The organism is Jatrophihabitans telluris, assembly GCF_023516435.1.
GTDB lineage: Bacteria > Actinomycetota > Actinomycetes > Mycobacteriales > Jatrophihabitantaceae > Jatrophihabitans_A > Jatrophihabitans_A telluris.
Genome location: NZ_CP097332.1, coordinates 2,061,838 through 2,082,356 on the forward strand (window position 1 = coordinate 2,061,838; position 20,519 = coordinate 2,082,356).

Consider the following 20,519-nt stretch of genomic DNA (forward strand, 5'->3'; position numbering starts at 1 on the left):
CGAGCCGACGCGGACGGAGGGACAGCCCCGATGAGCCAGACCGTGAACTCTGCCGAGCGCGAGACGGTCGACGGTGAACCGGGTCCGGCTGTGGAGCCGATCGGCCCGCGGCGGGTCGACAAGTTCGCCCGCCGCCGAGCTGAGCTGGCCGGCGCCGCTTTGCAAACCCTGTCCGAGTTGGGCTATGCGCGCACGAGTCTGCGCGAGATCGCCCAGAACTCCGATTTCTCTCACGGTGTCCTGCACTACTACTTCGCCGACAAGGTCGATCTGATCACCGAAGGTGTCCGGCAGTACAAGGCCGACTGCGTGCAGCGATACGACGCGGTCGTCGCCGGGTCCAGGACCGCGGACGAGCTCCGCTCGAGGTTCGGCCGCGCGATGGCTGACACCCTTCGCCGCGATGCTCCGATGCACCAGCTCTGGTACGACCTGCGGACCCAGAGCTTTTTCGAGCCTTCCTTCCGTGCCGACGTCGCCGAGATCGACGCCAGCCTGCTGGCCATGATCTGGCGAATTGTCAGTCGATACTGTGAGCTGATCGAGCGCGCCGCCACGGTTGAGCCTCCGGTGGCCTACGCCCTGTTCGACGGCCTGTTCCAGCAGGCGTTGCTGCAGCGGGTGATCGGGGAGGAGGAGGTCGCCTCCCGGCTGGAAGGAAACGTCAGGGCGCTGCTGGCCTCGCTCGTCGCCGGCTGAGCCCCTCAGCTGTGCTGCCCTCGTGCCGATCAGGGCGAGGTGAGTACCCCGACCCTGGGCGCGTGCCTCATCGTGGCGGATGAGACGGCCTGCCTCGAGAACGCGCTGAACTCCGTTGCCGATCACGTCGACGAGATCGTGGTCGTCCACACCGGAGTCCGCGCTGCCACGGTCGAGACGGCCGCTCGCTACGGCGCCACGATCGTCTCCGCACCATGGCAGCAGGATTTCGCCGCGGCGCGAAACCTTGCGCTGAGCTTCTGTCGTTCGGAGTGGGTGATCAGCCTCGATGCGGATGAAACCGTCGCCGCGCTGGCCGGTGGCCCGTTCGGATTGCGCAGCACGCTGGCGCAGCTCCCCGAGACGGTGACCGCGCTCGCCGTGCCGATCGGCAACTCAGGCGGCCCCGACGCCCGTGGGCTGGCCGGCCATCACGAACTGAAACTCTGCCGGCTCGGAGCAGTCCGGTGGAGCGGGCGCGTGCACGAGCGTCTGGTCACCGAGACCGGGAGCGAGCCGGAGTTTCGGCTGATTCCCGCCGAGGTTCTGGCCCTGGTGCATCACGGCTACCCCGACGAAGAAACGGTACGAGCCAAGGCCGCCCGCAACGCCGAACTCGCGCGGTTGCAGCTGGCCGACCTCGAAGCGGCCGGTGCCCCGCCCGCGGCGTATGCGGCCGCGTTGCTCGATCTCGGACGCAGCCTGCTGGGCAGTGGGCGCACCCCGGCGGCCATCGAGTGTTTCGAAGGCGTGCGGGCCCTGGTGCGCAACGGAGGGTGCTGGCTGTGGGCGACCGACTTCCTGGCCCGGATCGCGCTGGGCCAACATCGATTGGACGCGGCCGCCGGTTTGATTCGCCAACTGTCCAGCCGCGGTGCGGACACCGAGTACTGCGACTTCCTGCGCGCTCAAGTACTGGCCGAGCGCGGGGAACTGCAGGCCGCGGCGAGCGTCGCAGCGGGCATCTCGCGGCTCACCGACGTCGGAGGCAACGTGCTTGCCTCGCAAGCCTTGGACGCTCTCCGGGCCGAACTTGCCCAGGCGCTGCACGCGGCATAGGAACGGGCGCGGGAGTCAGTCGGCAGGTCCGTCAGCGGAGGCCACCGACCAAGCCGCACGCGCTCCGGATGCGGGATTGGGCACAAAGTGACAGGCTGATCACGGATCGTCAGATTCAGACAAGCGTGACACTTGGTCGGAGGTGCGGTTTTGGGCGCCCTTTCCCTCGACACGTCCGAGACATGCGGCGGAGCCGGCGACTCGGTTCGTCGACCGGACGAGCTGGATGAGCAGATCGAGCGGCTGCTGCACACCGCGCGCGTGCATCTGGACATGGACGTGGCCTGGGTGACGCAGTTCATCGCGGGCGACCAGATCGTCCGGGTGATCAGCGGCGCGGCCGACTCCCTGCCTGTTCGGCCGGGCAGCGTGGTACCGCTGGAGCACACGTTCTGCGTCCGGGTCGTGTCCGAGGTACTTCCCAACGCGATTCCGGACGCCCGAACGCACCCGCTCACCCGCGATCTGACCATCACCGGGGCGCAGGCGATCGGTGCCTACATCGGTGTGCCGTTGCGAGAGGCAAGCGGCGAACCCATGGGGATGCTCTGTTGTCTGGCCGGGACCGCCCGACCGGCCCTGAACCAGGATTCCGTCCACTTTCTCGAACTCATGGCGCAGTTGATCAGCGGCTTCGTGCACGGTGAGCGCATACCGCGCCATCTGGTCAGCGCGCCGGACGAGGCCGCGGCTGTGCGGGAGATCGTGCGCAGTCAGGACCTACGGATGGTGTTCCAGCCGGTCGTGCGGCTACGGGACAATCATGCCGTCGCGTTCGAGGCGCTGGCCCGTTTCGACGGTGACCTTTTCGCAAGCCCTGCCCACGCCTTCGCGGCCGCGCACCGGATCGGTCTCGGATCGGAGCTGGAGCAGTTGGCGATCGATCGCGCGATCTCGGACTGTCACGACCTGCCTGAAGACAGCCGGCTCACCGTGAACGTCAGCGCTGAGGCACTGGTTCAGCCGCGGGTGCAGGAGGCCGTGCTCGGCCGGTTGAGTTGCGGGCTGACCGTCGAACTCACCGAGCACACCGAGATCCACGACTACGATCGGGTACGCGACGCGATCGGGCGTCTGCGGGGCGCGGGGGTGGCCCTTGCCGTCGACGACGCAGGCGCCGGGTTCGCGAGCCTGCGCCACATCCTGCAGTTGCGCCCCGACGTGATCAAGCTCGATATCGACATCACGCGTGATGTGGACACCGATCCGTACCGCCACTCCCTGACCCGTTCGCTCGCGGGATTCGCCCGTGACATCGGCGCGATGCTGGTCGCCGAAGGCGTGCAGACGCCGGCTGAGCACCGGTGTCTGATCGAGCTGGAGGTCGAATACGCCCAGGGTTTCTACTACGGACGCCCCGAACCGGCCCAGGCCTGGCGGACCGGCGACCTGCAGCTCATCTAGCCCGCCGAACCGCATTCCCGCCCGCGTGGCGCGGTCTCAGCCCGAATCGGGGTGGGGCCAGCGCAGTTCGGTCTCGCGGAGCAGAAGGTAGGTCGCAACGTCCAGCCCCGCGCGGGCGGCGGCGGCGCGTACCGAGGGATGGTGTGTGTCGTAGCGCTCCCGCGCCCGCGCCGGCGCATCATGCGCTGCGCGCCGATTGCGGTGGATCGAAGTTCTGACACTCATCGTGGCCTCCCTGGCGTGTCTGGCGTCCCTGGCGTCTCGCTCAGCAGACCACGAGGCTCCGACACTTTTGGCTGGTCAGCGGCCGGCGCGGCTGGGTACCTCCTGCAACATGAAGCTGTTGCCGTCAGGATCGACCAGCGCGGCGAAGGTGCCGAAGTCCGCCCCGCTCGGATCGGGCCCGGGAACCTGTCCGGCGGCCGTGAAATGGAACGGCTCACCCACGTCGACGCCGCCGCCCTGCAGCGCGGCGCGGGCCGCGGCCATGTCGCTGACGACCAGGTGCAGACCGTTGAGCGTCCCGGCGGCGTCTGGATTGTGCATCAGGCTGATCGAGCACGCCGAGCCCGGCGGGGTCAGCTGGACCACCCGGAAATTCTCGCCGCGATGGTCCACGTCGAGCCGGAAACCGGCCCGCACGTAGAAGTCCTTCGCGACATCCACATCGGACACCGGCAGGACGACGAGCTCGAGTTTGAAGTCCATCGGGTCTCCTTGTGGTGGGTTGGGGTCGCCAGAGCGTACCGACAAACTCGGTCACGGCGACCGCCGCCGCACCGCGAGCCGGTAGGTTGCTGCTGTGCCAGCGCCCCGTCCTACGCGGTCGCGTCGAACGGTGTCCGCCGAGGTACTGGCTGAGGTCGCCGCCGGCGGCGCCGCCGATGCCGGAGGCGTGGCCGTGGAGCTGCTGGCCGACTTCCTGCCTGCGCTCGTCGACGCAGTCACCAGCGGAAAGCCGCTCTCCCGTCGGCAGATGACGGCGTATCAGGCGATCGGTGGCCACGCGGCGCGGCAAGGTGTGGCCCTGCGGGCATTGCTCGATCTGTACCTCTCGGCCGGCTGGCGTCTGTGGCGGCGGCTACCGGCGGTGGTCGACGCCGCCCGCGACCCTGACGCCGTGGTCGTCGCCGGTGAGGTCATGCTGCACGCGGTTGACGATGCCGTCGCAGCCCTGACCGAGGGCTATCAACTCGCGCGCCGGACGCTGGTCCGCGTCGAGGAGTCAGCTCGACGCGAATTCATCGACGACCTGCTGACCGGGGGCACCGATGTCGCGGGGTTGCTCGAACGTGCCACGGGCTACGGGTTGGACCTGACGGGCCCGCACGCCGTGGCCCTGGTCGCGGCCGAGAGGGTCCTGTCCGACGGGCTAAGCCTGATCGGCATCGTGGAGCGCGCGGTGCTCGGGCGCAAAGGGGACGCCGACACCCTGGTGGCGACGAAGGACGGCCAACTGGTCGTCGTCTTTCCCGCCCCGGACGACGCCGCCGTCGAGCAGGTCGTGACCGCCGTCTGCGCACGGCTCGGTCCACGCGCGCCCCGCGGGGGCGCGCGAGGGAGCCGGCTCGGTGCCTGGCAGTTGTCGGTCGGCCGATCCGGGATCGGACCGCATGGCGTTCTGACCTCCTATCAGGAGGCGCGCGAAGCGCTTACCCTGACCGCGCGGCTCGGGATCACCGAGGCCGTCGTGCGAGCACGGGAGCTGCTCGTCTACCGGGTGTTGTTGCGCGATCGCGAAGCAATCACCGACCTCGTGGTCAGCGTGCTGAGTCCGTTGCGAGCTGCACGTGGCGGCGCCAGCCCGCTGTTGGACACCGTGATCGCGTATTTCGGCACCGGTTCGAACACGGCCGCTACTGCGCGATCACTGCAGTTGTCCGTCCGGGCCGTGAGCTACCGGCTCGAACGTGTTCAGAGCCTTACCGGGCTGAATCTGTCGCGTCCGGCGGACCAATTCGCGCTGAACGTCGCCGTGCTCGGGGCCAAGCTGCTCGGCTGGCCCGAGGACGAGATGGGCACGAGCTTGCCGTAAGCCGGCAACGGAGTTGGTGCGAACACGTCCCGGTTCGGCTCCGGCGCGTGCGCGGACCGATCGGCAGTCTGGAGTCAACGGCGTCCGACCGGTCGCCGCCGATCGCACCAGAGCGCCTCAGGGGGGCCGGCTGATGAGCATTCTCAACCACGGTGACCGCACCGACCAGGACGCGAGGCTCCGATGACCGTTCCCGTCTGGGCCTGGGCGGTCTTCGCATCCGTCGTCCTGGCCATGCTCGCTCTCGATCTGCTCGCCCACCGCCGTGCGCACGTCGTCGAGTTCGCCGAGGCGGCCCGCTGGAGTGCGGTCTGGGTGGGAGTCTCGCTGGTGTTCGCCCTGGTCGTGGGTCTGACTCTGGGAAGCACCGCCGGGGTGGAATTCACGACCGCCTGGCTGTTGGAGAAGTCGCTGTCGGTGGACAACCTGTTCGTCTTCGCCCTCATCTTCGGCTACTTCAAGGTCCCTCGGGCCTACCAGCATCGGGTGCTGTTCTTCGGTGTTGTCGGCGCGCTGCTCTTCCGCGGTGTGTTCCTGGCCCTCGGGGTGGCCGTCGTCAGCCGGTTCACGGCGGTGCTGTTCGGCTTCGCCGCCGTCCTGCTCTACAGCGCGTATTCCCTGTTGAAGGGCGGCGACCAGACCTACGATCCCGGCTCCAGCCTCGCGGTCCGAGTGTTGGGCAAGCTCGTCCCGGTGGCCGATGACTATCAGGGAACCAGCTTCTTCATCAAGCAAGCGGGTCGTCGGGTCGCGACCCCCTTGTTCGCGGTCGTCGTGGCCGTCGAGGCCGCTGACCTCGTCTTCGCGGTAGACAGCGTGCCGGCTGTGCTGGCGGTCAGCGACGATGCCTTCATCGTCTACAGCAGCAACGCCTTCGCCATCCTCGGCCTGCGCGCGTTGTACTTCCTGCTCGCCGGTCTGCTGGAGCGCTTTCACCAGCTGTCGCGGGGCCTGGCCGTGATCCTCGGCTTCATCGGGGTGAAGCTCACCCTGCAGGCCGGGCACAAGGTGATACACCCAGCCATCCCCGAGATCGGTTCGGTGATCAGCCTCGCCGTGATCGTCGCGGTGCTGGCCGGCGCTGTCGGGCTGAGCCTGCTGCGCCCTGCGACCGGGCGGGCATGATGGGCAGTTCACGAGCGGGGGAGCAGCGACCGATGCTGAGCATCTATTTCAACCGGACGTACGCCACCGCAACCCATGTGTTCGATCTCCTCCGCGACAATCCGGACCGCAGGCAGGTCCGAATCCTGGCCAGTCACGTGGACCCGGACTCGCCGGTGCTGGCCCGCGCCGACCTCGCCTTCGCCGAGCCGGACCTCACGGGCGAGCACTACATCGAGTGGGCCCTGGACTTCACCGCCCGCCACGGCGTCGACATTTTCGTCCCTCGAGTGGAACAGGCGGTCATCGCGGCCGCGCGGGATCGTTTCGCCGCGGCCGGTGTGGCGGTGTTGGCGCCCTCAGCTCAGGCCATCGCGCACTTCGAGGACAAGGCGGCCACCTACCATGATGCGCAGGCCCGGGGCGTGCCCGTGCCGCCGTTCCACGTGGTGCGCACGGGTCAATCGCTGATCGAGGCCTACGGACGGCTGCGAACGGCTGCGGACCGGGTGATCATGAAGCCGGTCAGTGGTGTCGGGGCCGCCGGGTTTCGTGTGCTGACCGACGAGCCGCTGCTGCTCGGCGACGTGATCGGCCCGTTGGAACCACTCGTCGGCCTCGGTCCGGTGGTGAACGCACTGGACCGTGCCCACGAAGCCGGAACCTCGGTGCCGCCGCTCCTGCTCATGCCGTTGCTTCCCGGGCCGGAGGTGAGCGTGGACGCCCTCTCCGACGACGGCGGCAGGACGGTCGGCAGCGTCGCGCGCAGCAAGGACGGACGCCGGCGGATGATCGTCGAGGACGAGCGGGCCACCGCGATCGCGACAACCTTGATCGGAGCCCACCGGCTCTCGACCCTGTCGAACACGCAGGTCCGATATTGGCAGGCGCCGGGCGACACCGAGCCGCGGCCGTACCTGCTCGAGGTGAACACCCGGATCTCGGGTGGGCTGTTCCAGACCAAGCTGGCGGGGGTGAACCTCGCCTGGTCGGCGGTCCGGATGGCCCTCGGTCTGGAACCCCAGCTCGGGGTGCCGAACACCGGCATCGGCTACACCACGGGCTCTTCGGTGCTGTCCTCCGGCACGGTGTCTGCTGAGAAAGCTCTCCGGTCCGAACACCCGGTGCCCTAGCATCGAGGTGTCCTTCGCACGGTGAACGCATCACCCGGCGCCCGCAACCGGCGGGCGCCCTCATGAAACGGGAGAATCTCGTGGCAGTCAGCCTCACCAAGGGTGGAAACGTCTCACTCACCAAGGAAGCACCAGGTCTGACCGCGGTGACCGTGGGTCTCGGGTGGGACGCGCGTACCACCGACGGCCAGCCCTTCGATCTGGACGCCTCGGCCATCGGTTGCGACGCCAACGGCAAGGTCCTGTCCGACAGCTACTTCGTGTTCTTCAACAACCTCAAGAGCCCCGACGGCGCGATCGAGCACACCGGAGACAACATCACCGGAGAAGGCGAGGGCGACGACGAGCAGCTCAAGGTCAACCTGGTCGCCGTCCCGGCCGGGGTGGACAAGGTCGTGTTCATCGTCTCGATCTACGACGCGGAGAACCGTCGCCAGTCCTTCGGACAGGTACGAAATGCCTTCATCCGCGTCGTCAATCAGGCCGGCGGCGCCGAGATCACTCGCTACGACCTGTCCGAGGACGCTTCCACCGAAACCGCGATGATCTTCGCCGAGCTGTACCGCAGCGGTGCCGAGTGGAAGTTCCGCGCGATCGGGCAGGGCTACGCTTCCGGCCTGTCGGGCATCGCCCGGGACTACGGCGTCAACGTCTGAGCCCGGGCCGTCACCGGCAGGCTCGACGCCGGCGCTCACCGACTCCAAGGAACGGGACGGCCGCGCCCGTCGTTCGGGCTCTAGACAGTCACATAACGGAGGTAATCCAGCATGTCCGTCAGCCTCGCCAAGGGTGGCAACGTCTCTCTGACCAAACAGGCGCCGAACCTGCGCGCCGTCCTGGTCGGTCTCGGGTGGGACGAGCGCACGACGAGCGGGGCGGCCTTCGACCTGGACGCGAGCGCGTTGATGGTCAACGAAGCCGGCCGGATCCTGTCCGATGCGCACTTCGTGTTCTTCAACAACCTCAAGAGCCCGGACGGATCGGTCCAGCACACCGGCGACAACCTCACCGGTAGCGGAGAGGGCGACGACGAGCAGATTCTGGTCGATCTCTCGGTGGTGCCTGCCGACTGCGCCCGGATCGTCTTCCCGGTCTCCATCTATGACGCCGAGACCCGCCGGCAATCCTTCGGCCAGGTGCGCAACGCCTTCATCCGGGTCGTCAACCAGGACGACGGGGCCGAGTTGACGCGCTACGACCTGACCGAGGACGCCTCGGCCGAAACCGCGATGATCTTCGGCGAACTGTACCGCCACGGTGGCGAGTGGAAGTTCCGAGCCGTCGGCCAGGGCTATGCCTCGGGGCTGGCCGGAATCGCCCGGGACTTCGGAGTCAACGTTGGCTGACACGACGCTGCAGCCCCCCACCAACACCGTTGAGTGGGCTGCGTGGCATAACAGGAGTCGAGGAATTCGATGTTGCTGAAAACCTTCGGCGGCGCCTTCGCGGTGACCCTCGTCGGGCTCGTGCTCGCCTTCATCTACGGCGGCACCACCGGCTTGACCGTCGCGGCGATCCTCGGCGTGCTGGAGATCTCGGTCTCCTTCGACAACGCGGTCGTCAACGCCAAGTACCTCGGGCGTCTCAACGCCTTCTGGCAGCGGATGTTCCTCACGGTCGGGGTACTGATCGCCGTGTTCGGCATGCGCCTGCTCTTCCCGGTCGTGATCGTGTGCCTGACGGCGCACATCAGTCCGGCGAAGGCCTACCACCTGGCGATGAACGGCGGCAGCGTTCACACCCCCGGCACGTACGCCCACCTGCTGCACGACGCGCACCCGGCGATCGCGGCCTTCGGTGGGATCTTCCTGCTGACGTTGTTCCTCGACTTCATCTTCGAGGAACGCGAGATCACCTGGCTCAGCTGGCTCGAACTCCCGCTCGCCCGAATCGGCAAGCTCGACCAGATCTCGGTCGTGGTCTCCGGCGTCGTGCTCGTGCTCGCAGCGAACTTCATCGCGCCGGCGAGCAAGACGTCCAGCGTGCTGGTCGCCGGCATCTTCGGCCTGATCGTGTACCTGGTGGTCAACGGCATCGGCGGCTTGTTCGAAGACGACGACGAGGAGGACCCCGACGAGGCGCCCGAAGCGTCGGCCCGGCGTCGGGTCGCTGCCGCCGCCGGTATGGCCGGTCGGGCTGCCTTCGGCGTGTTCCTGTTCCTGGAAGTCCTGGACGCGACGTTCAGCTTCGACGGGGTCATCGGCGCCTTCGCGATCACCTCCGACCCGATCATCATCGCGATCGGTCTGGGCATCGGCGCGATGTACATCCGGTCCCTGACGGTGTTCCTGGTCCGAAAAGGCACCCTGAGCGAGTTCGTCTACCTCGAGCACGGCGCCCACTGGGCAATCGGCTCGCTGGCCGTTCTCTTGCTGTTCACCATTAAGTACGAGGTTCCCGAAGTGGTCACCGGCTTGATCGGTGTCGGATTCATCGGCTTGGCCCTGCTCTCCTCCGTCCTGCGGAATCGACGCAACCGCAGCGACGTATCCGATCTCGAGATCGAATCGGTCCCTGTGTGAGCCGGTGATTGAAGCCGGCGGAAAGGCATCTCATGGCCATCGACTACACCAAGCGACCCGCGGCCCCCTCCGGCATGCCCGTGTCCGACCCGGCAAGCGCGTCAGCCGCAGCTAGCGCTTCCGACACTCCGAGTGCTCCGCCCGTCTCGTTGTCGAAGGTGACCCTGACGAAGGCGGCGCCGACTGTTTCACTGACCAAGCACCAGGGCTCCGGCGGGATCATGCGGGTGAACCTGAACTGGAACGCCCGGTCCGGCTCGGTGGCCAGTGGCCTGTTCAAGCGCAGCGCGCCGGCCATCGACCTCGACCTGGGGTGTCTGTTCGAGTTCACCGACGGATCCAAGGGCGTGGTGCAGGCGCTGGGGCGTGCGTTCAGCGCCAGCCCACGAGGAGTCAGCGAGCCGGTCATCCGGCTGGACGGCGATGACCGTTCCGGAGCGAACAGCGGTGGTGAGAACCTGTTCGTCAACCTCGCCTACGCGGCCCAGATCCGTCGCGTGCTCATCTTCGCCCTGATCTACGAAGGCGCCCCGAACTGGGCCGACGCGGCGGGTGTGGTGACCCTTTATCCGGCCGCGGGGCCGGAGATCGAGGTTCGGCTGGACGAGACCCGCAACGGCGTCCGCAGCTGCGCGATCGCGATGCTGGAATCCAACGGTGCCGAAGTGTCCGTGCACCGCCTCGTCAACTACGTCGACGGTGCCCAGTCCGCGCTTGATCGCGCCTACGGGTGGGGGATGAACTGGTCGCCCGGCCGCAAGTAGGCCTTCGCCGCAGCGAGCCGACGGCCGGCTGCTACCTGCGGTCCGCGGCGACCGGCGCCGGTCGCCGACCACAATGACCGAGACGAGAAGAGGGCACGACCGATGAGTGTGAGCCTGACCAAGGGCCAGAAGGTATCGCTGACCAAGAACAACGGCGGCAGCCTGAGCAAGGTGCGGATGGGCCTGGGCTGGGACGCGGTGCGCAAGCGCGGACTGTTCGGATCCCGCGCGCAAAGCATCGACCTGGACGCCTCGGCGTTGCTGTTCGACAGTTCGGGATCCCTCGTCGACCAGGTCTGGTTTCGCCAGCTGCGCTCGACCGACGGTTCGGTGCAACACACCGGGGACAACCGCACGGGTGCCGGCGAGGGCGATGACGAGTCGATCCGAGTCGACCTGACCCAGGTGCCCCCGAGGGTGAGCACCCTGGTGTTCACCGTCAACTCCTTCACCGGCCAGGACTTCTCCCAGATCGAGAACGCCTTCTGCCGGCTGATCGACGAGACCTCTGGCGACGCCGAGATCGCCCGTTACGACCTGAGCGGTTCCGGCTCGCACACCGCCCAGATCATGGCCAAGCTGTCGCGCGACGGCACCGGCTGGACCATGACCGCACTCGGGATCCCGGCCTCGGGCCGGACTTTCCACGACCTGCTGCCGGCGCTGGCCGGACAGCTCTGAAGGCGGTCGGCCCAGGCGCTGACGTGGCGGTGTCAGCTGCCGGAATTCGCCGCCCCACCCGCCGTCGGTGTTCGCTGTCGGCGGGGCCGCGTGCAATTCGCGGCGCTCGCGCAGGAGAATGGCTAACGTAGCGACCGGGTCGCCGTCGTCGCCGCGAAGGAGAAGGAACGCACATGTCGGAACTCGATCTCGGATCTACGCCTACCGCTGCCCCCACGGCCACTGCGGGTACCAACCCGGGTGCGTTGGTGCTTGCGCCACCGGCGCCGGTAGTCGTGGTGGAGAAGGAACAGGCCCTCGGCGCGATCCCGCTCGATGAGACCAAGAAGAGCGAGCTGCAGACCAAGGCCGCGCAGTTCGTCGAAGGACTGGCCGCCCTGGACCCGCACTCCCCGGAGTTCGCCACGAAGGTCACCCAGATCACGACGATGGGCGACAACGACATGCGCGCCGCCGCGGCGATGTCCAACCGGATGCTCGAGCGACCGGCAGCGGCAATGGGCAAGGGCAAGGGCGGCGGTGACGCGCAGGTCCGGGTGTCCAACACGCTCGTCGATCTGCGGCACACCGTCACCGACCTCGATCCCAACCGGGCCGACCTGTCCGGTGTGAAGAAGGTGATGAAGTGGCTGCCCGGCGGCGACAAGGTGGATCGGTACTTCGACAAGTACCGCTCGGCCCAGTCCCACCTCGACGCGATCATCAAGGCGCTGGCCTCGGGCCAGGACGAGCTCCGCAAGGACAACGCCGCGATCGAGACCGAGAAGGCCAACATGTGGACGACCATGGGCAAGATCAGCGAGTACAACGAACTCGCCGGTGCCCTGGACTCGGCCGTGGAGAACAAGGTGGCGCAGCTCGAGGCGTCGGGCAAGGTCGAGGACGCGAACATCATGCGGTCTGATGCGCTGTTCCCGATCCGCCAACGCCGGCAGGACCTCATGACGCAGATGGCGGTCAACGTGCAGGGCTACCTGGCCCTCGATCTCATCCGCAAGAACAACATCGAACTGATCAAGGGCGTCGACCGCGCCCAGACGACCACGATCGCGGCGCTGCGCATCGCGGTCATCGTTTCCCAGGCGTTGTCGCGGCAGAAGCTGGTGCTGGACCAGATCAACGCCCTCAACACCGTCACGTCCAACCTGATCGAGTCGACCTCCGAACAGCTCAAGCTGCAGGGTGCGGCCATCAACCAGCAGGCCGCGTCGTCGACGATCGAGGTGGCGAAGCTGCAGGCGGCCTTCGACAACGTCTTCGCCACGATGGACGCGATCGATACCTTCCGGGCACAGGCGGTGGAGTCGATGGGTCAGACCGTGACCGCCCTGGAGGGCCAGATCGAACGGGCCAAGCCGTACCTGGAGCGCACCCGCCGCGGCGAGGTCTCCGGCTCCGGCCAGTAACGGACCGGTCTTCGTTGACCTGGTTTCGTCGGGGCACCGACGGCAATTCCGCCAGCGCCAGTGCCGCCGCCGCGCAGGCAGCCGACAGTGCGGCCGACAGCCCAGCCACCCTTCGTGCCGAGCTGTTCCGGGTGGTGCGCTTCGTGAACCAGAACTCCGGCCGGCTGCCGCCCGCGGCGGTGGTCGATGCTCGCCGCGTGACCGACACCCTGCGCGAGATCATCGACACCTCCGAGGTGCGGCCGTTGGACGTCTACGCGATCGTGAGCCTGCGGGGGGCTCTGGAGGACTACCTGCCGACGACGCTGCGCAGTTACCTCGCCGTAGAACCGAATCTCATCGACACCGCGAGGATCTCGGGTCTGACACCGCGTCAGTCCCTGCTGGAGCAGCTGGCGTCCCTGCAGACCGCCGCGTCGGCCGTCCTGCTGGCAGCGCAGAATCAGGACGTGGACGCGCTGATGACCCAAGGCAACTTCCTCCGGACGAAATTCTCCGGATCGGACCTCGATCTCTGATGGCCGAAATGCGCCGCGGGTCCAACGTCGAGTTGACCCGGGAGATCCCCGACCTGGCGAAGGTCATCCTCGGAGTGCGCTTCAACGCCGGGTCCGAGCACGTGCTGGCGGACAATCTCGTGGTCGCGACGCTGCTCACCGACCGGTCCAGCCGCATCCTGTCCGATGAGCATTTCGTGTTCTTCAATCAGCTGAGCTCGCCGGAGGAATCGGTCAGCCAGCGAGAGGCCGCCCTGGGCGGAGACGACGAGCAGGTCGAGGTCGACCTCGCCGCCGTGCCCGCCGCCGTCGAGCGGGTCGTCGTCGTCCTGTACCTCAACGAGGGCATCGCGCAGCGACGCTCACTCGGTCAGCTGCGTGAGTGTGTCATCCGGGTGGTCGATGCCGGGAACAACAGCGAACTCGTGCGCTCGGAGAATCTGGCTCCGGCCTTGAGCGCCGAGACGGCGATTGCGCTCGGTGAGCTGTACCGGCACTCCGGCGGCTGGAAGTTCAAGGTGATCGGGGACGGCTACACCAAAGGGATCGCCGGAATCGCGGCCGACTACGGGATCGCCCTGTGATCACCGCGGCGGTCGGCCGGTGAGCCCACGAGATCCGGCCACCGCACCGCCGCGGCCCGATCTGGCGTACCTCAAGCACCGATCGCGCCCGCGACGTCCCGGCGGAGATGCGGCGACGCCGGCCCGGGCGGTCGCGGACTTCATCCACTCCAGTGGCGCCCATCCCACCCATCGGCCGACAGTCGAGGACCGCACCGCCACGGTGCAACCACCGCGTCCTGTGCAACCACCGTCGCCTGTTCACCCGCCCGCGCCTGTGGAACCGCCCGCCGCAGGGGCCTCGCGCGTAGCGGCAGCCGAGGAGAACCTGCTCGATCTGTCGCCGTCGTCGGACACTGCCACTTCGGGTGCTGCCCGACCTCGCTCCTCTGCGAGCCAACCCTCTGCGAGCCAACCCCCTGCGAGCCAACCCCCTGCGAGCCAACCACCCGCCCCGCCCGCGGACCGGTCTGCGGGAGCCGAGCGGACCACTTCGCCGCTGAGGACCTCGACCGCCTCCGGTCTGACGTACTCGGTGCGTCGACTCACCCGAGCCGCACCGACGATCCTCACGCCGAAGGCGCCCGCAGTGACGCTGAGCCGATTGCAATCCGGGATAGGAGTGCTGGTGTTCACGGCCGCCTGCTCCCCGGCGGTGGGGGATCTGCGCCTGGGGTGTGCCTACGAACTGGCCTCCGGCCAGTCCTCGATCGTGCAGTACGTCAGCGGGGTCACCACCGGGCCGCCGACCGGCAACCGGCCGCTACTAGTGGCGGCCCGTCACGAGTTCGAGCAGATCACCGTCGACCTGGCGCAGTCGCGCAACCTCGTGCGCCTGATCGTCTATGCCTTCTCCGAGTCCGGGCGGGTGCTGAACTGGGGCGGGACGCTGGTGGCCAGCACTTACGGCGGTGACCGCGTCGAACTGCCGTTGGACCGGCCGCCCTCGAATGAGACGGGCGTGCTGCTCTCGCTCTACAACGTCGACGGGGAATTGACCCTTCGTGCCGAGATGGAGGAGTTCCGCGGAACGGTGCGCGACGCGGTCAACGCCTACGGCTTCGACCGGATCACCTGGCTCGACGGCCGCAGTCCCCTCACCTAGGCGGCCAGGGGGTCACCGGCGAGTGCGGCGGCGGCGAGCCGGGTGTCGGTTGTTGCGGCTGCGGCGGAGGGGGCGGCGGCCAACTCGGGTGCGCTGAGGATCCGAAGGACCCGGTGGCGGGCGCGGCGACCGGCGTGCTGGCTCCCCACGGTGCCGGAGTCGCTGCCGGGGCTGGCGCCGGGGCTGGCACCCGAGCAGAGGCAGGCACGGGGATCGGGGCCGGATGGGTATCGGTCTCGACGGTGATCCCGAAATCACCGGCCAACCCCGCCAGGCCGGAGGCGTAGCCCTGCCCGACGGCCCGGAACTTCCACTGCCCGGCCCGGCGGTACAACTCACCGGCCAGAAAGGCGGTCTCGGTTGAGGCGCTCATGTCGAAACGGGCAACCTCGGCCCCGGTACCGGCCTCGCGCACGAGCAAGAACAGGCCGGGGACCTGACCGAAACTGCCGCCATCGGCAGAGCTGGCCAGCACGATCCGTTCGATGCCGGGCTCGACTGCCTGCAGGTCGATCTCGAGCGCGTCGGTGTCGCCCCCTTTGCCCAGGTGCCGCACGGCCCCGCTACGGTGTCGCGGCTGGTTGTAGAAGACGAAGTCCTCGTCGTTGCGGACGCGACCGCTCTCGGTGAGCAGCAGCGCCGAGAAATCCACGTCCGGCACGCCCGGACCGGGAGCCCAGTGCAGCTCCGCCCGGACAACGGCTGCGGGGACGGCGCAGTTGGCGCCGGGAGTCAAGGACGTCATGCTCCGATCGTGCCAGAGCGATCGCCCACCTGGGCGTGTCGCGCAGGGGCCGGAGTCGGTGACGGGAGTCAGCGACCGAAGACAGCGACCGACAGCGTTTACTCCGGTCGGTTACCGTATGGAACTCATGGCGGCGACCGGATCGGTGAAAGGAGCGGATTGTGCGACATTTCGACTTCCTCTCCGCCGACGACCGTGACCGCCTGTTCTTGCATCCGCCTCAGGAGTTCGGCCTGGATGATCCGCCGAGCGTGCTGGCGGTAGCGCTCGGCGCGACGCTCTACATTCCGGCGACCCGTCCGCACCTGGCCGAAAGCATCGCCAAGCGGGCGGCGCAGGGCGTGCTGAGCGCGGTGGTGTGCCTCGAGGACGCCATCGCCGATGCCGACCTGCCCGCGGCCGAACGCAACGCCGTAGCTCAACTGCGTAGCTACGCCCGAACCGACGCGCCGAAGCCGCTGGTCTTCGTCCGGGTGCGGGCAGCGGAGCAGATTCCGATGGTGGTGGCCGAACTCGGCGAACAGGTCGGCGTGCTCGCCGGCTTCGTCCTGCCGAAGTTCACCGAGGCCAGCGGTCTGGCCTACCTGGAGGCCGTCACCGCGGCCGGTGAATCGGCGGGGCGCCGCATGCTGGCGATGCCGGTGCTGGAGACTCGGGAAATCAGCTACGCCGAGCAGCGGCTGAACGAATTGTTGGCCGTCCGCGAACTGCTGGAGAAGTACCGGCCCAACGTGCTGGCCGTCCGGCTCGGGGCAACCGACCTGTCTGCGACCTACGGGTTGCGACGACCGCGGGAGCTGACGATCTATGACGTGCGGCTCGTCGCGGATGTGATCAGCGACGTGGTCAACGTCCTGGCTCGCGCCGATGGCAGCGGGTGGGTGGTCACCGGTCCGGTCTGGGAGTACTTCTCCGGGACCGAGCGGCTGTTCAAACCGCAGTTGCGGGAGTCGCCGTTCATCGAGCACGAGGAACGCTCGTTGCGGGCCGAGCTCATCGCTCGCGACCTCGACGGCCTGATCCGGGAGGTGTTGCTGGATCGGGCGAACGGCCTGCTCGGAAAGACGGTTATTCACCCGACCCATGTCGCCGCGGTTCACGCGCTTTCGGTCGTGACCCACGAGGAATTCTCCGACGCCACCGACGTTCTGGGCACGCAGGCGGGGGGCGGGGTGGCGGCGTCCAGTTACCGGAACAAGATGAACGAGTCCAAGCCGCATTCGGCGTGGGCGCGCCGGATCATGCAGCGGGCGCACGCGTTCGGCGTCGCGCACGAGTCGACCTCCTTCGTCGACCTGCTCGGAGCGGGGCTGCACCAGTGACAACGCCGGCCTCCGGCGGGTGGGTGCGTGAGCACTTGGGTATCGAGCTCACCGACACGCCCGGACGGACGGGTCTGACCGTGACCGAGCTAGCGGGAATCGCCCTGCGGCGCAACCGGAAACGAGCCCAGCTGCTGGTCTCCTCCGTCCTCGGCAAGCACTGCCCGACCGACCCTCGAATCGTCTATGGCGCCGGTCTGTTGCTCGGGGAGCTGGTCACCGGTTGCCTCGCGACGGGCGAGGAAGCAACGAGGGCAACCTCAACGATGCGGGGCGAGCAACATGGGCAACGTCAACGCGAGGGCGGCGAACTGTTGAGACGCGGGTTGGCCGGTGACGCGCAAGCGGCCCAGCAGTTGCTCGACCGCTGCTCGCCGGCCAGTGTCGGAGGCAGCCACCCAGGGGTGCTGGTCCTGGGTTACGCCGAGACCGCAACCGGTCTCGGGCACGCCGTGGCCGACGCACTGGGCTGCACCTACCTGCACTCGACCCGCCGGCACGTTCCCGGAAGCCCGCCGACCGGTGGGTTCAGCGAAGAACACTCCCACGCTACCGAGCACCTGCTCGTGCCCGAAGACGTCCGGATGGTCGAGGCCGCCGCGACCATCGTGTTGGTCGACGACGAACTCTCGACCGGTCGGACGGTTCGCAATACGATCGCGGCCCTGCAGGCCACCGCGCCGCGCGCTCGCTACGTCATCGCCAGCCTCATCGACCTGCGGCCACCGGCAGAGCAGGAGGAACTGCAGCGGTTCGCACGCGAGCAGAACACCCAGATCCAGGCCGTCGCGCTGGCCGGCGGCCGGATCGAGCTGCCCGGTGGCCTGGACGAATCCGCCGCGACGGTCATCAGCGCGCTCGATGACCGAACGACCCCCGTGCCTGATCCAGGCGCCCCGGCCGGTTCGAGCTCGACCCCGAGCGTCGCCGGCACGCTCGACCGCGTCCTGTCCGAGGCGTGGCCGGCCGGCGTACGGGAAGGAGGCCGGCACGGTTTCGATCCGGGCGATCGACCGGCCCTGCTCGCTGCGGCCGAACGCTGCGCCCGGGCCCTGGTAGGTGACGGGCCGGCTGATCGGGTGCTCGTGCTGGGCACCGAGGAACTGATGTACGCCCCGATGCAGATCGCCCTTGCCCTGCAGCGGATCTGCCCGCAATCGACGGTCCGGTACTCGACGACGACGCGGTCACCGGTGCTCGCGGTCGACGATGCGCGCTACCCGATCCGCACGGCTATCAGCTTTCCCGCCTTCGACCGTCCCGTCGAAGGACCGGCTGCCCGGTTCGCCTACAACGTCGCGGCCGGACAGGATCGCGCTGACCGTTTCGACCGCGTGATCCTGGTGACCGACGACGAGACCGATTCCGTTCTGCTCGCGGCGCCGGGCGGCCTGCTGGACCAGCTGCGCCACTGCGTCGGACGGGTGAGTCCGGTGCGGATTCCCGCGCACCGCCCGCGTCGCAGCCCGCTGCGTGGACCACGGTTCGGCAGCTATCCCGCTGAGGAGGTGGCCTGGCTGCTGCAGGATCTGTCGGCGGTGGACCTGGAGGCGCCGACGGAGGAACGCGAAGAGGCCATCCAGGGCGGGGGAGCCCACTACGCCGAGTCCTTGCCGATCGAGTATCAGCCGAGTCCGGAATACCAACGGCTCTACGAGCAGGCGGTCAGCGCCTCGTCCCTGCGGGTGGCGCACGCGGTGGGCATCGTGACCGAGCGCGTGCTCGCCGCCCGGGGTCCCCACGCGGTGTTGGTATCGCTCGCGCGCGCCGGTACGCCGGTAGGAGTGCTCATGCGGCGCTGGGCCCGGTGGCGTCACGGACTCGAGCTGGACCACTACGCCGTGAGCATCGTCCGCGGCCGCGGAATCGACGCCAGCGCACTGGCCTTCCTCGCCCGCCATCACGATCCTCGCTCGGTCATGTTCGTCGACGGCTGGACGGGCAAGGGTGCGATCGCGAGGGAACTGGCCGCGGCCGTCGCCCGAGCCAACGATCCGTCTGGACCTGTGGGGCTCGGGGATTCACCGGCCGTTCGTTTCGAGGGTTTCTCCGGTGAGCTCGCCGTGCTGGCCGACACTGGATCGTGCGTGCGCATCTTCGGTACCCGCGACGATTTCCTGATTCCGTCGGCCTGCCTGAACTCGACGGTGTCGGGTTTGGTCTCGCGCACGGTGCTCAACGACGAGCTGATCGGCTCGGGCGAACTGCACGGGGCGAAGTTCTATCGCGAACTGGCGCCCGTGGACGTCTCCGGTCACTTCGTCGATGCGGTGTCGGCTCGCTTTGCCGAAGTCGGCGCCGGCGTCGACCGCGAGGTGTGCGATCAGCTGGCCGGCCGGGTGGACACCGAACCGACCTGGGCCGGCTGGCGCGCGGTCGAGGCCCTGTCCGAGGAATACGGCATCCACCAGGTGAATCTGGTCAAGCCGGGTGTCGGGGAGACCACCAGAGTGCTGTTGCGCAGGGTTCCCTGGCGGATCCTGGTCCGGCCGTCGGCGCTGACCGAACTCGCCCACGTGCTGTTGCTGGCCGAACAGCGGGGGGTGCCGATCGAGGAGCGAGCCGACCTTCCCTACAGCTGCGTCGGCCTGATCCACCCGCGCTACACCCGAAGCGCGGTCGGCGCCGACGGCGTCTCGGCGGGAGCTCCCGCATGACTGTGCTGGTGGCCTCGGACCTGGACCGGACGCTGATCTACTCCAAGGGTGCGCTGGCCTTGTCCAGTAAGAAACACGCCACGTTGGTCTGCGTGGAACGGGACAACGGCGTCGAGGCAGCCTTCATGACCGCGGCCGCCGCGACGGCCCTGCAGCAGCTGACCCGAACCGCGGTGCTGATGCCGGTGACGACTCGCATTCCCAAGCAGTTGGACCGGGTGGTGCTACCGGGCGGCAGGCCGAGGTTCGCCGTCGCGGCCAACGGCGGCTTCCTCTTCGTCGACGGCGCACTGGATCGAACCTGGAGCCGCACGGTGTCGGCTTCGCTGGCCCAGGTCGCGTCCTTGCACGAAGTGTGGACGCACGTCGCCGCGGCCTGCGATGCGGACTGGACCGTGAAACTGCGCAACGCCGACGGCATGTTCTGTTATGCCGTGGTTCATCGGGCGGCGATGCCTGCCGGGTTCCTGGCCGAGATCAGCGCCTGGGCCGACAGCCGCGGCTGGTCGACGTCTCTACAGGGCCGCAAGCTGTACTGGGTACCCAAGACCCTGACCAAAGCCGCCGCCACGCTCGAGGTTGCTCGCCGGATCGACGCCGAAACCGTTCTGGCGGCAGGGGATTCGCTGCTCGACATCGATCTGCTGGAAGCCGCCGACCGCGGTATCCGTCCGGCTCACGGGGAATTGTTCGACGCGGGTTGGAGTGCGCCGCACGTCGTGGGGACCGAGTCGGCCGGGGTACGGGCGGGCGAGGAGATCTGCCGGTGGTTCGCCGAGCAGGTCGCGGCCTCTGCGTCCTGAACTCGGCGGCCGTGCCGGTG

Annotated in this window: 20 protein-coding genes and 1 pseudogene; 18 read left to right on the plus strand and 3 right to left on the minus strand. The window is 68.3% G+C overall.

Annotation, left to right across the window (positions count from 1 at the left end):
* Positions 1-30: 30 nt before the first annotated feature.
* The 3 genes from M6D93_RS09645 to M6D93_RS09655 all read left to right on the plus strand — a co-directional run bounded on the left by M6D93_RS09645 (position 31) and on the right by M6D93_RS09655 (position 3,162).
* Positions 31-699, plus strand: coding sequence for a TetR/AcrR family transcriptional regulator (locus M6D93_RS09645; protein ID WP_249774140.1), 669 nt, complete (start codon positions 31-33; stop codon positions 697-699).
* A gap of 39 nt (positions 700-738) precedes the next feature.
* Complete coding sequence (locus M6D93_RS09650) at positions 739-1,758, plus strand: glycosyltransferase (RefSeq protein ID WP_249774141.1); 1,020 nt, start codon at positions 739-741, stop codon at positions 1,756-1,758.
* Positions 1,759-1,908: 150 nt separating this feature from the next.
* Positions 1,909-3,162 (plus strand): sensor domain-containing phosphodiesterase, encoded by a 1,254-nt coding sequence (locus tag M6D93_RS09655; protein ID WP_249774142.1) that lies wholly within the window; start codon positions 1,909-1,911, stop codon positions 3,160-3,162.
* A gap of 36 nt (positions 3,163-3,198) precedes the next feature.
* Here the strand turns inward: M6D93_RS09655 and M6D93_RS09660 are convergent, their stop codons facing one another.
* Complete coding sequence (locus M6D93_RS09660; RefSeq protein ID WP_249774143.1) at positions 3,199-3,387, minus strand: hypothetical protein; 189 nt, start codon at positions 3,385-3,387, stop codon at positions 3,199-3,201.
* A 75-nt stretch (positions 3,388-3,462) separates the two neighbouring features.
* Positions 3,463-3,870: a VOC family protein gene (locus M6D93_RS09665; protein ID WP_249774144.1), complete on the minus strand. Its 408-nt coding sequence runs from the start codon at positions 3,868-3,870 to the stop codon at positions 3,463-3,465.
* A 130-nt stretch (positions 3,871-4,000) separates the two neighbouring features.
* On the opposite strand from M6D93_RS09665, the gene M6D93_RS09670 reads away from it, so the two are divergent.
* The 12 genes from M6D93_RS09670 to M6D93_RS09725 all read left to right on the plus strand — a co-directional run bounded on the left by M6D93_RS09670 (position 4,001) and on the right by M6D93_RS09725 (position 14,972).
* Entirely contained in the window at positions 4,001-5,197 is a 1,197-nt protein-coding gene (locus M6D93_RS09670) for a PucR family transcriptional regulator (protein ID WP_249774145.1), read from the plus strand.
* 183 nt (positions 5,198-5,380) lie between these two features.
* A complete protein-coding gene (locus M6D93_RS09675) occupies positions 5,381-6,322 on the plus strand; it encodes a TerC/Alx family metal homeostasis membrane protein (protein WP_249774146.1) in 942 nt (313 codons plus the stop codon).
* Between the two features lie 32 nt (positions 6,323-6,354).
* Positions 6,355-7,434: an ATP-grasp domain-containing protein gene (locus tag M6D93_RS09680; protein ID WP_249774147.1), complete on the plus strand. Its 1,080-nt coding sequence runs from the start codon at positions 6,355-6,357 to the stop codon at positions 7,432-7,434.
* An 80-nt stretch (positions 7,435-7,514) separates the two neighbouring features.
* A complete protein-coding gene (locus tag M6D93_RS09685) occupies positions 7,515-8,090 on the plus strand; it encodes a TerD family protein (protein WP_249774148.1) in 576 nt (191 codons plus the stop codon).
* Positions 8,091-8,201: 111 nt separating this feature from the next.
* Complete coding sequence (locus M6D93_RS09690; protein ID WP_249774149.1) at positions 8,202-8,780, plus strand: TerD family protein; 579 nt, start codon at positions 8,202-8,204, stop codon at positions 8,778-8,780.
* Between the two features lie 69 nt (positions 8,781-8,849).
* Positions 8,850-9,956, plus strand: coding sequence for a DUF475 domain-containing protein (locus M6D93_RS09695; RefSeq protein ID WP_249774150.1), 1,107 nt, complete (start codon positions 8,850-8,852; stop codon positions 9,954-9,956).
* A 32-nt stretch (positions 9,957-9,988) separates the two neighbouring features.
* Positions 9,989-10,720: a TerD family protein gene (locus M6D93_RS09700; RefSeq protein ID WP_249774151.1), complete on the plus strand. Its 732-nt coding sequence runs from the start codon at positions 9,989-9,991 to the stop codon at positions 10,718-10,720.
* Between the two features lie 102 nt (positions 10,721-10,822).
* Positions 10,823-11,401: a TerD family protein gene (locus M6D93_RS09705; protein ID WP_249774152.1), complete on the plus strand. Its 579-nt coding sequence runs from the start codon at positions 10,823-10,825 to the stop codon at positions 11,399-11,401.
* 173 nt (positions 11,402-11,574) lie between these two features.
* A complete protein-coding gene (locus M6D93_RS09710; RefSeq protein WP_249774153.1) occupies positions 11,575-12,807 on the plus strand; it encodes a toxic anion resistance protein in 1,233 nt (410 codons plus the stop codon).
* Positions 12,808-12,821: 14 nt separating this feature from the next.
* Positions 12,822-13,325 (plus strand): hypothetical protein, encoded by a 504-nt coding sequence (locus M6D93_RS09715; RefSeq protein WP_249774154.1) that lies wholly within the window; start codon positions 12,822-12,824, stop codon positions 13,323-13,325.
* Complete coding sequence (locus tag M6D93_RS09720) at positions 13,325-13,888, plus strand: TerD family protein (protein ID WP_249774155.1); 564 nt, start codon at positions 13,325-13,327, stop codon at positions 13,886-13,888. Before M6D93_RS09715 ends, M6D93_RS09720 begins: the two co-directional genes overlap by 1 nt.
* 568 nt (positions 13,889-14,456) lie before the next feature.
* Positions 14,457-14,972, plus strand: a complete 516-nt coding sequence (locus M6D93_RS09725; RefSeq protein WP_249774156.1) for a hypothetical protein — start codon at positions 14,457-14,459, stop codon at positions 14,970-14,972.
* A 109-nt stretch (positions 14,973-15,081) separates the two neighbouring features.
* Here the strand turns inward: M6D93_RS09725 and M6D93_RS09730 are convergent.
* Positions 15,082-15,717, minus strand: a pseudogene (locus M6D93_RS09730) (TerD family protein); the annotation flags it as partial.
* Between the two features lie 161 nt (positions 15,718-15,878).
* Between M6D93_RS09730 and M6D93_RS09735 the strand changes: the two are divergent.
* The 3 genes from M6D93_RS09735 to M6D93_RS09745 are packed head-to-tail and all read left to right on the plus strand — an operon-like array spanning position 15,879 to position 20,499.
* Positions 15,879-17,039, plus strand: a complete 1,161-nt coding sequence (locus M6D93_RS09735; protein ID WP_249774158.1) for an HpcH/HpaI aldolase/citrate lyase family protein — start codon at positions 15,879-15,881, stop codon at positions 17,037-17,039.
* 23 nt (positions 17,040-17,062) lie between these two features.
* Positions 17,063-19,696, plus strand: a complete 2,634-nt coding sequence (locus M6D93_RS09740; RefSeq protein ID WP_249774159.1) for a phosphoribosyltransferase — start codon at positions 17,063-17,065, stop codon at positions 19,694-19,696.
* Complete coding sequence (locus M6D93_RS09745) at positions 19,693-20,499, plus strand: HAD family hydrolase (protein WP_249774160.1); 807 nt, start codon at positions 19,693-19,695, stop codon at positions 20,497-20,499. Before M6D93_RS09740 ends, M6D93_RS09745 begins: the two co-directional genes overlap by 4 nt.
* Positions 20,500-20,519: the final 20 nt, after the last annotated feature.